Genomic DNA, 12,268 nt, shown 5'->3' with positions numbered 1-12,268 from the left:
TGAAATTGTCTATATTTTATGAATTGAATTGTATCAATATCCACACACCATGTCAACAGAAATTTTCGCAAAAAATGAAACTTCAGAATTTTAAGCACCTACTGACATCGGTTTACATATATGAAACATCGATTCAACTAATAGCATCGTTCGATACGTTCCCGAATATTGTACACGTCCATCGTTCATTAACATTTGCAATCGTACATTGCCGTTCACCAATTGTTTTACATCTTCTTCATCTAGACAAACGATTTGCTCCGTTCCTCTTTCCTCTTTCAATAGCTCTATATAATCTCTTGAAATTTGTAACGAACAACTTTCATCTCCAAAGCGGAAATTAACAGTTTTTTCTCCTTGTCTTAAAAGCGGCTCTAAATGATATTGACCATTAGCGTAATTTACAAATGATTGCAGCAAAGAATATAATTTCACCCTAAATCACATCCTTCATATCACTTTCTATTACACATATCATTCCCTCTCACTAAAGAGCAATCCTGTTACTTTCGCTCGACAAATACTGTAATCACCCTGCATCTCGACATATTTCCCAAGAAATATGTCGAGGCGGCAAAAACTTTGCCGCCTACTTTAATTCCGTATATAAATATTCAACCGAATGAAATGCATATATCTTCTTCATTAGTGTCCCATTTTCAAAAACAAGTAAACACGGTACACTTTCGATTCCATACTCTTTTGCTAAATGCGGAGCATAATTTAAATCCAACATTCCAATTTTCAAGTCTTCAATTGTCATCTCAACGACTGTTAACATCTTTTTTGCTAATTGGCATGTTCCGCACATTGGAGTATATACATATAACACTGTTTTTTCTTCGTTCTCTATTAGGGCTGTAGCTTCGGCTCCTGTCCAGTCAATCACTTCTATCATTCCTTACCGTAAATATTCTGTATAAACATCAATGTCAGCTCCCCATAATACATTTGCTAAGTGTGAAGATGGCGCAGTTGCCACTTCTCTGTACGAGCGATCAATATAAATGTGCTCTGCTTGCGGAAATTCTTTTCGGAATTGTTTCCTTAACTTTTCTCCAGCATCATCAGCATCCACTAGTACATACACATCCTTATCAAAAAACTGATCAATGAGCTCATCCATTTTCGACAAACCAATTGTACCATTTGTACAAACAATTTCCACCGGTTCACGAATAATAGATTCAATCTTTCTTCTATCTGATGTACCTTCTACAATAATGACTTTTTCTACATAAATCATATGTCATCACCCGATCACCATATACTATACAACCTTTAACTTAGTATATAGTATATTCGTTATTTTCATGTTGTTTCCTGTTTATTTTTGCAAAAGAAAAGCAGAAGCGGCTCGTTCAGATTGTGAGGAGGATGGAGCTTCTGACGTAAAGGCGCTTTTTGCCTTGTAGGAAGAAGCGAAGCCACCGAACAATCTAGCCGCTGGAGCTGGATCATAATAAAAAGCGGAACCGACTGTTTAGCCCTGTTGGCTAAGGTTCTTTCGCACAGAAGACGTTTTTTGTCTTCTCGTGCTGAAGGTTCTTAGACATGAAGGGCTAGACAACAACAAGCGTAAGCAGCTAAAACTGCATAAAGCTTAACCGAAAAAGTTTTTTCAAAAAATGTTCTCCCACACGATAATTAGTATATGATTCTACATTCATTATTTAACCCAAAATAAAAAAGGACAGCACAAAGGCTGTCCTTTAGTCGACTATAATTAGTCTTGGTTTGTCATTTCTGCATATTTTTCAGCAGTTAATAACTTTTCAACTTGGCTTGCATCAGAAAGTTCAACTTTAACCATCCATGCACCCTCGTATGGAGATTCGTTAACAAGTTCTGGTTGGTCACTTAATTCTTCGTTTACTGCTACAACTTTACCGCTTACAGGTGCGTATAACTCAGAAACTGTTTTAACAGATTCTACGCTTCCGAATGGCTCGTCAGCTTCGATTGTTGCACCTACTTCAGGAAGTTCAACGAATACGATATCGCCTAGCTCACCTTGTGCAAAGTGAGTAATACCGATAACAACTTCATTACCTTCAGTTTTTACCCATTCGTGTTCTTCAGAGTAACGTAAATTATTTGGAATGCTCATGACTGTACCTCCAGTGAATGTATTAATTATGTAAAAATACCTTATTGGTACTTTTTCCACACACTTTCAAACTGCTCTTCGTTAAAACCAAGTGTTACCTTCGTTCCATCTGTTACAATTGGACGTTTAATCAACATGCCATCAGATGCTAAAAGTTCGTACATTTCGTCTTCACTTGCATCTTTTAACTTATCTTTCAGACCAAGTTCACGGTAACGCATTCCACTTGTATTAAAGAATTTTTTTAATGGTAATTCACTTTTTTCATGTAAATTACGTAAATCTTCTTTTGATGGTGGATTTTCAACAATATGAATCATCTCATATGCTACATCGTTTGCCTCAAACCATTTCTTTGCTTTTTGACATGTGCCACACTTTGGATATGAATAAAATGTTACTGTCATAAATTCACCTACTTTTTTACTAACCTTTACCTTTATCATATAGAAAACGTTTTATTATTTCAAACGATTATTCGCTAAACTTTTACTTATTTCGTGATAATTTTTAATAATCCTGCAAATTTTTCTTATTTTTCCGCCATTTGTTAAGAAAAAATAAATATATAATTTTTTTAGAGTCTTCTCTCATTCTGCATCGAACATATATCTTAAACAAACGTTTGATTAATTCCCTATTTTTCTTTGTTAACCTTTGAACTGCATTGATCCTTTCTTACCGAACATACCTCTTAAACAAACGTTTGATTAATTTCCTACTTTTCTTTGTTAATCTTTGAGCTGCATCGGTTTCTTCCTACCGAACATACCTCTTAAACAAACGTTTGATTAATCGCACATCTTTCTTTGTTAACCCTTGAGCTGCATCAGTTTCTTCCTATCGAACATACATCTTAAACAAACGTTTGATTAAAAATAAAAAAGGACCCTTTGACAGGCTCCTTCATCATCGACTTAAATAATCTGCAATTGTTTGAAATACTATGATATACATATTATGAATATTTTGATCCGAAACAGTATCATTATATAATCCCATACCCCAATATTGTCCCTCAGGATTCCCCATATTTACAAATCCTTGTGTATACATCATAGCTTCGTCCCTTGGGGCGTTGTCATAATCTAAATCTTTTTCAGTAAAAATCAAGTATGGCCGATCTTTTAGACCGATAAAAAACACCGGCTTCTTTAATGATAAAAATAAGTCCGTATACTGCTCCTTTGATGCTTCTTGAAAGTATTCTTTCATGACAAGAAAACCATCAACTTTTGCTGCTTTCTCCTTCATCTCTTCTAACTTCACATTTTCAAACTTTATATTCCTAAACGTATCTTTCGGTTTTTCTCCCACAACTCCAATTACGAGTGCTCTTCCGTTATATTCTAATTTCTCTCCTTCTTTATCCTTTGCACACCCAGCACCGACTAGGCATATCAATATGAAAACTAAGAAATACGATAAACGCTTCATTTAGCACCCTCCCCTTCTTTTCAGTCAAGTGACAAAAACGTAAGGTTCATCCAAGAAAATGTAAGTAAAATCGATAGCCCAAATTACGTTTCTATATTATAATCAATTGAATTTACTTACATTACTAAACATAGGAGATTATCATGAAGAAATTTAAACTTTCATCTTTTCTTCCGTTAAGTTATATACTTCTACTCGTACTCGTAAGTCCCCTTTACGATGTATTAAATAAATCGGCTGTACACGCAGTAGATGTCACAACTGTAGTAGATGATTGGATTCCATTTGTGAAAGCATTTATTATTCCTTATTTACTTTGGTTTCCTTACTTATACGGCGCACTTATTTATTACTGCTTTGCAGATCGAAAGCAATATTATGTCACTTTAAGTAGTATCATTCTTGGAAAACTTGCTTGTTTTTCTATTTATTATTTTTGGCAGACAACTGTACCACGTCCAACAGTCGTTGGATCAGATGTATTTTCCGAACTAGTCCGCTATATTTATAGTATCGATCAACCAGTAAACTGTTTCCCTAGCATTCACGTTCTTACTACTTTTGTCATTATGCTAGCTGCCTTTAAACGTAGAGAACAACATGCTTTCGAATATTACATTCTTACCTTCTTTGGTACGCTTATTATTTTATCAACACTATTTACGAAGCAACACGCATTTGTAGACGCCATTTCTGGAATGACGCTTGCAAGCATACTTTACTTCGGCGTTCAGCTTTTATTAGCAAAAGAAACCGTACGTGTTCCAGTAAAACAAAATCAAAAAATGTAAAAAGCAGACTGTGGCTTCCAGTCTGCTTTTCTCTATATAAAAGGAGATTTTCAATTTAAGATTGCGGTACAGTCATATCACCAGAGTGAATACGACCTGCTTTTTTAAGAGCAATGTAAAGTATATAAGAAACAGCTACTGGAATGATGATATAAGTGATTACCATCGCTGGGACAACTTCCCATCCTTCGCTGGAAATTAAATTAATTGGTGCGATAAGAGAACTTAATCCAAGACCTGCAATTTCTTTTCCTGCTTCCAGTTGGAAAATTAATGCTGATACAGGACCAACTATAGCACTGGCGACGACTGTTGGGACGAGAATCATTGGATTTTTAGTGATATTTGGCAACTGTACTTTCGGAGTACAAAGCGCTTGAGCTAATATGCCACCTAAATTGTTTTCTTTCGCTGAGATGACAGAGAATCCGATAAACTGAGCAACGCAGCCTGCAAGAGCAGCACCACCTGCAACACCGTCTAAACTAAGTGCGATCGCTAACGCAGCTGATGAAGCTGGAGAGATAAGTAATAGTCCCCAAACGACTGCAATGACGATAGAAGCGATGAACGGGCTACCAGCTGAGCTATCTTTAATGAATGCTCCAACTGTATTTAAAACGGGAGTAATATTATGAGATAACCAAATACCGACTAAACCAGAACCTAATATTGCCGCAAATGGAACGAGCATCATATCTAACGCAGTTTTTCCACTTAAACGTTTACCAATATATACAGCTAAAGTCGCTGTTAATAATGCACCGATTGGCTCACCTGTTTTAATAATTAGACCTGCTTCAGTAATTGAAATGGATCCGGCACCAATTGCTCCAGCTACCATAGCCGAGAAGATTACAAGACCGTTTGCACCGAGCATAAAAGCAATTCCAGCACCAATGGCTGGTGCCATAAGTGATTTTGCAACAACTCCGATTGTAATAAGCAACGGAATATCAACAATTCTTCCTATATTTTCGATCAGTAAACCAATTCCGAGGGATACGAAAATACCTTGTGCGATTCCAGCAGATGCTTTAAATACACGAGACATTATATATTCCTTCATTTGTTTCACCTTCTCCTATAAGTTAGTAACCAATTGTTTTCATATAATCACGTAAAATATCGTTTGATTTTGCAAATCGAGATTCTTCATCCTCTGTTAAATTTAGCTCTACAATTTCTCTTATACCGTCTCTAGTAATAATAGCTGGTACTCCTGTACAAATATCATATTCACCGTACTCACCATCTAAAATTGCCGATACAGCAATTACACGGTGATCATCGTTAAAGATTGAACTCGCAATATATGCTAGAGAATTTCCAATTCCGTAATAAGTAGTTCCTTTACGCTTATAAATTTCCCATCCAGCTTTTGCAGTCTTCTCAACAATTTCATCTAAATCTATTTCACCAAATCGTTCTTTTTGTTCCTCTAAAATTTGTAAAATTGGCTTTCCACCAACAGCTACGTGTGACCAAGCAACCATTTGAGAATCACCATGTTCTCCTAATGAATACCCATGAATACTGCGAGGATCTACATGTAACATTTCAGATAAAATTGTTCTTAAGCGAGAAGAATCTAGTGATGTACCAGTACCGATTACACGATTTCTAGGTAATCCAGATAATTTCCACACTTGATATGTAATAATATCAACTGGGTTCGATGCAAGTAAGAAAATACCATCAAATCCACTTTCCATTACGCCGCCAACAACACTCTCCATAATCTTTGCGCTTGCTCCTAAAGTATCTAAGCGACTTTGCCCTGGTTTTGGTGCTGGTCCTGCTGTAATAATAACGATGTCCATATCTTTGCAATCTTCATAGCTTCCTGCATATACTTTTGTTCTTGTATTTGTAAAGTTAATGCAGTGTGATAAATCCATTGCTTCCCCAACTGCACGTTCATGATTTATATCAATTAATAATAGCTCTTCGCAAATGCCTTGATTGACAATGGAATATGCACAACTTGATCCAACTAATCCAGTACCGATAATTGCAATTTTTCTTGTATTTCGTTTCATAGCAATCTCTCCTAATTGATCATATAATCTATTTCTTTTGTTCTTTACACTCCTAATTATAGAGTTTCCCACGATAGAAACCATGGATACTTTGTGAAATATTGAGCAAAGTTTTTGTCCTTTTTGTGAATTGTTATATTCCATTTTAGTCATATTTGTTACAACTGGAAAAATATTTATTATGTATTTATTGACATATACAAAAAGAAAACGAGCGAATCCATATTCACTCGTTTTTTCATCCTATTATTCTGCACTTAATTGACTTTTTAATTGCTGGACAATCATTGGATTTGCAGGTGCTGCCGGTTTGTAATAACTCTTTTGCTTTGCGTATTCATACATATTGCGTTGACGCATCTCATCTTGATTACGAATTTGGATTAACGTTTGATGTAATTGTTCATTATCAGACTGAGAAATATAATTTGCATAACTTGTTAAACTTGCATTTAATCCTGCTAAATAATCATTTACCATATCTTTTTCATTCATCTCTCTCTTCCTCCTATCCTAAAAAAGTCATTAATTGCTGTTTCGTATTTCGTGCATCTTGTGCATCCTTTTGCAGCATTTGTTTCAATTCTGGATCTGTACAAGCCTGTGCATACTGTTCCAGCTTGTTAATAATTGTTGCATGTCCACCAATTAAATGACGTAAGTTTTCTACTTCAAGCTCTGTTAAATTTTGCATAGAATACTCCTACCTTTCTTTATTCGTTCACTGTTAGTATTTAGCTATTTTTTAATTGTATACATAAATTAACTTTTTCACGTGCATACAAAATAAAAGATGAATAGCTAAGCCATTCATCTTTTATACTGGTTATATATTCATTTTTATAGAGATACAATCATACTTATACTCACAAGTAAGTTCCATACAATGTGTAAAATAATACTAGGTATAATAGATTGCGTCTTTTTGTATAACATTGCTAATACCATTCCCATAATCGTTGCCGTCATGAGAAGACCCCCATGAAGAATTCCAAAAATGAAGGAAGAAATAATAATACCAACTAAAAAATTATATTTCTTTTCTAAAAATCGATATAAAATACCTCGAAATAGAATTTCTTCTTTAACCGGTGTAATGATAGCAACACTTAACACATATATAATACTTTGTATGCTATTTTGAATTCTGAAGCTCCCTAATTGTTCCTTCTGTTCTGCTGCACTTTCAAAACTAAACACATGTAACATTAAATATTGTGATAACGCAATGATAATAAAACCAATTAATAGATATAAATATGTCTTCCCATTCTTCAAAACGGATACATCCCAAATAGATTTAATAAAATAAAGAACTGGTTTATAAGCTAATAAAACGATAGCAACAACAGATGCATCAAATAAGAGTAAATAATATCCTTCCAATTTATTAGTTAATACCTCTTCCCCATAAATCCCAACAGCTAAGGCAAGAAATAATCCCCCTAAGAGTGAAGTCCCTATAATGATCGCTATCATTACAAATAGGTTTTTATATGTTATATTCTCTATATTTCTTTCCGCACTATACGCTTCTAACACTGTTTTACTCATACTATTCCTCCATTTGTTTCATTTCCCTAATGAAAAATCCTTTAATGTAAATATAAAGATAATATAACAAAAATTTCAAAAAGGATAATATGCAATTTTACATATTATGAAAACTTTGTATTCTATAGTTTTAAGAATGGGATTGCTATGCAATAATTATTATATAAAATTTCAAAAAACAGTTTCTATCCACCATAACCCTCGCATCATATAAAACTTATTAATTAAAGGAGCAATGAACATGAAAACACATGACTTCCTTACAGAAATCCAGAAGGGCTCTGAGCCTAGTCCCTATCAAGATCCTATTGCATTTATTTTCGTTTGCCTTTCCGTAGCCGTATACACATTTTTCAAGCCTTTAAAATAATATCATTTAAGGAGAAAGAAATTATTAAAGAGATTGTTTCCAAAAACAAAAGATACAAGGTTCAAGTGATTAAACGAAATAATATTTTTTTCACTACAGAAGTTTTTGCTTGGTTTTGGGATTATGAATATGAGTATTGGGCTCCTATTAAACAATGAATATCGTTAATTGATACAGAAAAACACGCTATAGCCATAGCAATGGAAGATTTAAAGGTATATTCAGGTGAGAATGATTAGTAAGTGTAGACTACTATGAAAGTCATTGTTTCTTTAAAAAACACATTAAGAATCTTGTTATTAATCAAAATTATGCAAAACAATAAGTTGTTACGTTTTCATTTATTACAATACATATATATATAAATAAAATATCATCAATATTTTATTTTTTATAAGGAGAGACTTAATATGTTAAAACAAATTTTATTAGAAGAGAATGAAAAAGTGAGAAATCAAATTAAAGCTTATTATAAATATAGCAATTTGACTTCTCTTTCAATGTTAAGCGGTATAATTTCTAATTCTCCTGATGTATTTGGATTATTGTTATCAACAAATAAGAGAATAATTTTTTATACAGAAACAATGAAAATGAATAAAATTCTTTTTGAAATTAAACATGAAGAAATCATAGAATTTAAAGAACAGAAGCAAACTGTTGGTTTATTTAAGAAGATTCCTTCAATTGTTATTTGTCACGAAAAAGGGGAAGAAGTTTTTTCAACAATGGGAGATTCAGAAAAATTTTCTGAATTAAAATATTTTTTTGATGAAATTACTACGAATCACGGATAAACCAAATATATTTACTTCCGAGAACGAGAATTATGTAAATGAGCTGTCCATATGGGCAGCTATTTTTTTATTAGTTTGGTTTTGATCTTATCTTTTGGTCTTCCCTTTGTTTTTTGGCTAGAGTGCTGGCTCGTCGTGTGGGGGCGAAACCCCACGTATTCCGTATCAATTTTCGAGTAAGAACTATTTTAGGGCGAATGATCTAGGCGGTTCGTATACTTGCTAGTCCAAGTCGAGAAACATTGCTTTGCTTTTTGTTTATCGGCTTGGCGAGAAAAGCATACGAGCCGAAAAAAGTTTTGCAAAGAGAGCACAAAACAGACAAGATGAAAATTTTTGAGTGGTGTTTACTCAAAAATACTACCAAACGGGTACGACGATTCCAACTGATTGTAGAGTGATCCGGAATCGTATCCGATAGAGAAAACCCTAAAAAACAACGGTAGGCAATATTTGTTTTAATCTCTTTTTCTAATTGACGCTCAGAACGAATACCATAAAAATATTCAATAAACATCATCTTAAATAAAACGATAGGATGAATTGACGGACGTCCATTGTTTTCACAGTAATAAGGACGTAACTTCTCCTCAATGAAATCAAAACTAATTGTCGCTTCAATCGCACGAAGGAAATGATCTTGTGGAACTAACTCTTCTACAGAAACAGATACACGCTCATCACGATGATTTTTTAAAGCACCCATCATAAGAAATCTCTCCTTTTCCTCTTTTTTATCAGTGTTGTGTTGACACATAAAAAGAGGTTCAGACACAAAAACAGGCTGTGGAGAAAAACCTCTAAATTATTAGGGTTTTTTTCTCATTTTCAATCCCACCTTGCATCAAATCTACTACCTTTCTTCCGTTCTTTTAGAATTATATGCACTAAAAAACCTTAGAATCGCTTCTAAGGTTCCCGGGTATTCATATTCAAGACACTATACTAATAAGTAACGAAAGAATTAATAATCCAACTACCAATCCGCCAGTTACTTGTGCTATAAATTTCTTTTGTGCGCCCGCACTTGAAACAATATATCGGAAATATAATATACCACCTACCGCAATAAGAATACATTCCAATGTAATACTAATAGCTGGAAATCGCCACAATCCAAAACCAAGCATAGGTAAACCTCCGTAATTCCCCGGAAGTAACGGCAAATCAGCACGGTGCACAAGTAAATCTAAAATCCAATGACTAAAAACTACAGCTCCAATAACAAAGCCACTCCGCTTGCCCCAAAATCTCATACTTACTATTCCTGCAACAAAAGCAATAAACAGTGCTCCTATTAAAGAGTGTGTGTAATCCGCATGAATGATTGCTTCACCATAACTATTCCTATGAATAGGTTCAATTGTCTCTACTCCTAAAATATACAGCGGCAAAAAAATGACATCCAACAATTGTGTGCTTACCATAAGAGCCCAAAGTGGTAGTTTAGGTGATTTGGCTTTTACTACTGCCGCTAAGCCAAAATGTCCTGCAAACATTTCACTTCACATCCTTTTGTCATTGTCCCTCCAGCAAAACATAGCCTACTATACAAAAAGCATGATTAGATATTTTCTTTCTTCTTATTCACTCTCCCATTACATGTAATCCTTTAATAAACGTTTCCAATAATACATGTAAACTTGTATCTAAATCTAACGGCAAACCAAATCCACCCTGCTGTTCAATCGATGCAAATCCATGACAAATACTTCTGAATCCGCGTGTCGCATGAAGTGCATTCTCTCCTTCTAAGCCGTACTGTTGTAAAACCTGAAGACAAATCTTTACAATTCCGTCACCTGCTTTTCTTACTTCTTCATCTCGTAAAAAGGTTGCTTCATACAGTCCAGGATGTTTGCGGACAAACGCTACATAAGCTGCTCCTAAAGCATGAATTACTTCATCCATATTTTTACCCGAGGCCGCCTCTTCCAGTTTGTTATGCAACTGTTGTATTCCATAAATACCAAGATTTTTCCGTACATCTTGTAAACCTTTCACATGATTATATAGTGAGGGAGAACGTATCCCTAACCTTTGCGCTAATGAAGCTAGTGTTACTTCTTGTATTCCATTTGCATCTGCAATTTCTGCTGCTGTTTCTACAATTTTCTGTAATGTAAGTCCGATTCTCGGTGACATAAATTACCCCTCTTTCCTACTTTCTATAGTTTGCTTAGCTTCCTTAATAGCAAGCTCTATAACAGCCCCTGGATCCTTTATCATTTTCCCATGCCCTGCCGCAAGCAAGGACGGCTCATATTCTCTTAGCTTCTCTGCACTTTGTAATGCCACTTCTTTACTCCACGTTGCCATCGCCGGAAACGGAAACCAAAATTTCATTTGTCCCGAAACAGCCATGCCTCCTCTTGTTTGAAATGCATCCCCAACAATAAGAGCTTTATTTCGTACATCAAGAAACGACATAGAGCCTGGCGTATGTCCCGGTGTCATAATCGCAAGAAGCGATCCAACTCGGTCGCCATCTTCTAATAAAACATCAGGTACCGTTTTTATCTTTTTAGGTACACCGCCTTTTATTGGCATATTTGGTTCATCCTTTTGTAACGTCGTATCGCCTTCTAATAGCTTTGCGTCTCGCTTAGAAATATAGACTGGAACATGAGGAAGTACTTCCTTTAATGCGTCTAATGCACCGATGTGATCATCATGCGCATGTGTTAATACAATATTCGTAATTGGTTTTCCTATTTTCTCAGCCGCCTGTAAAATACCTTTTGCGCTATATGGCAAAGCAGCATCAATTAAAGTTAAACCATCTTCTTCCTCCACAAAGTAACAATTTACAGGAAACACTCTTGGCAAAAATGACAATTGATATACCGTTTTTTCATGCATCATCCTCATATTCCCATCTCCCTTTTCACGAAAACTAATACCATTAGTTTTATTATACTAATGGTATTAGTTTTATGTCACTAATTTTTTTTCAAAAAAAAGAGGTTGTCCCAAAAGGTCGTTAAAAACGAACTTTTGGAGACAACTTCTTATATTTTACCTTTATATGGATAAAAATCCCGATCATAAGTAGAAAACCAATAGGTTTTCTATTTATGATCGGGGTTTTTCGCTTTTGATTGAGCTGTTGTTGTCCATTTCCGTAAATTATGGGCAACACAAATAAGACCCCATTCCAATCTGTT

At 34.7% G+C, this 12,268-nt stretch carries 16 protein-coding genes and 2 pseudogenes; 3 read left to right on the top strand and 15 right to left on the bottom strand.

Features of this window, described 5'->3' with window-relative positions; genetic code table 11:
- Positions 1–90: 90 nt before the first annotated feature.
- From CO726_RS22785 to CO726_RS22760, 6 genes are all read right to left on the bottom strand, one after another.
- Positions 91–435: a hypothetical protein gene (locus tag CO726_RS22785; protein ID WP_098759709.1), complete on the bottom strand. Its 345-nt coding sequence runs from the start codon at positions 433–435 to the stop codon at positions 91–93.
- 154 nt (positions 436–589) lie between these two features.
- On the bottom strand, positions 590–898 hold the full coding sequence (locus CO726_RS22780; protein ID WP_002008881.1) for a thioredoxin family protein: 309 nt from the start codon (positions 896–898) through the stop codon (positions 590–592).
- A 3-nt stretch (positions 899–901) separates the two neighbouring features.
- Complete coding sequence (locus tag CO726_RS22775; RefSeq protein WP_098759708.1) at positions 902–1,246, bottom strand: toprim domain-containing protein; 345 nt, start codon at positions 1,244–1,246, stop codon at positions 902–904.
- A 480-nt stretch (positions 1,247–1,726) separates the two neighbouring features.
- Positions 1,727–2,110 (bottom strand): glycine cleavage system protein GcvH, encoded by a 384-nt coding sequence (gene gcvH, locus CO726_RS22770; protein ID WP_000026896.1) that lies wholly within the window; start codon positions 2,108–2,110, stop codon positions 1,727–1,729.
- A gap of 41 nt (positions 2,111–2,151) precedes the next feature.
- On the bottom strand, positions 2,152–2,517 hold the full coding sequence (locus CO726_RS22765) for an arsenate reductase family protein (RefSeq protein ID WP_000218967.1): 366 nt from the start codon (positions 2,515–2,517) through the stop codon (positions 2,152–2,154).
- Between the two features lie 502 nt (positions 2,518–3,019).
- Complete coding sequence (locus tag CO726_RS22760) at positions 3,020–3,547, bottom strand: hypothetical protein (RefSeq protein ID WP_099685778.1); 528 nt, start codon at positions 3,545–3,547, stop codon at positions 3,020–3,022.
- A 143-nt stretch (positions 3,548–3,690) separates the two neighbouring features.
- On the opposite strand from CO726_RS22760, the gene CO726_RS22755 reads away from it, so the two are divergent.
- Entirely contained in the window at positions 3,691–4,338 is a 648-nt protein-coding gene (locus tag CO726_RS22755) for a phosphatase PAP2 family protein (RefSeq protein WP_099685777.1), read from the top strand.
- A gap of 55 nt (positions 4,339–4,393) precedes the next feature.
- Here CO726_RS22755 and CO726_RS22750 read toward each other — a convergent pair whose 3' ends face one another.
- The 5 genes from CO726_RS22750 to CO726_RS22730 form a co-directional block, all read right to left on the bottom strand.
- Positions 4,394–5,407, bottom strand: a complete 1,014-nt coding sequence (locus CO726_RS22750) for a PTS sugar transporter subunit IIC (RefSeq protein WP_000666176.1) — start codon at positions 5,405–5,407, stop codon at positions 4,394–4,396.
- 22 nt (positions 5,408–5,429) lie between these two features.
- Complete coding sequence (locus CO726_RS22745; protein ID WP_099685776.1) at positions 5,430–6,380, bottom strand: L-lactate dehydrogenase; 951 nt, start codon at positions 6,378–6,380, stop codon at positions 5,430–5,432.
- Between the two features lie 246 nt (positions 6,381–6,626).
- Positions 6,627–6,875: a spore coat protein gene (locus tag CO726_RS22740; RefSeq protein WP_001002992.1), complete on the bottom strand. Its 249-nt coding sequence runs from the start codon at positions 6,873–6,875 to the stop codon at positions 6,627–6,629.
- A 13-nt stretch (positions 6,876–6,888) separates the two neighbouring features.
- Positions 6,889–7,074: a hypothetical protein gene (locus CO726_RS22735; protein ID WP_044738025.1), complete on the bottom strand. Its 186-nt coding sequence runs from the start codon at positions 7,072–7,074 to the stop codon at positions 6,889–6,891.
- A 146-nt stretch (positions 7,075–7,220) separates the two neighbouring features.
- The gene (locus CO726_RS22730) at positions 7,221–7,934 is read right to left on the bottom strand and encodes a CPBP family intramembrane glutamic endopeptidase (protein WP_099685775.1); all 714 of its coding nucleotides are present in this window, start codon (positions 7,932–7,934) and stop codon (positions 7,221–7,223) included.
- A 369-nt stretch (positions 7,935–8,303) separates the two neighbouring features.
- On the opposite strand from CO726_RS22730, the pseudogene CO726_RS32565 reads away from it, so the two are divergent.
- Both CO726_RS32565 and CO726_RS22720 read left to right on the top strand, forming a co-directional pair.
- Positions 8,304–8,543 (top strand): annotated as a pseudogene (locus CO726_RS32565) (hypothetical protein).
- Positions 8,544–8,714: 171 nt separating this feature from the next.
- Positions 8,715–9,101, top strand: coding sequence for a PH domain-containing protein (locus tag CO726_RS22720; protein WP_099685774.1), 387 nt, complete (start codon positions 8,715–8,717; stop codon positions 9,099–9,101).
- Positions 9,102–9,429: 328 nt separating this feature from the next.
- Here CO726_RS22720 and CO726_RS22710 read toward each other — a convergent pair.
- The 4 genes and pseudogenes from CO726_RS22710 to CO726_RS22695 all read right to left on the bottom strand — a co-directional run.
- A pseudogene (locus tag CO726_RS22710) lies at positions 9,430–9,810 on the bottom strand (transposase); the annotation flags it as partial.
- Between the two features lie 223 nt (positions 9,811–10,033).
- Entirely contained in the window at positions 10,034–10,600 is a 567-nt protein-coding gene (locus CO726_RS22705) for a permease (protein WP_099685773.1), read from the bottom strand.
- 88 nt (positions 10,601–10,688) lie between these two features.
- Entirely contained in the window at positions 10,689–11,246 is a 558-nt protein-coding gene (locus CO726_RS22700) for a TetR/AcrR family transcriptional regulator (RefSeq protein WP_099685772.1), read from the bottom strand.
- Positions 11,247–11,249: 3 nt separating this feature from the next.
- A complete protein-coding gene (locus CO726_RS22695) occupies positions 11,250–11,972 on the bottom strand; it encodes an MBL fold metallo-hydrolase (protein WP_099685771.1) in 723 nt (240 codons plus the stop codon).
- Positions 11,973–12,268 lie beyond the last annotated feature (296 nt).

This window comes from Bacillus fungorum, assembly GCF_002746455.1.
GTDB lineage: Bacteria > Bacillota > Bacilli > Bacillales > Bacillaceae_G > Bacillus_A > Bacillus_A fungorum.
The sequence above is the reverse complement of the archived record's forward strand: the minus strand, read 5'-3'. Positions and strand labels throughout refer to the sequence as shown.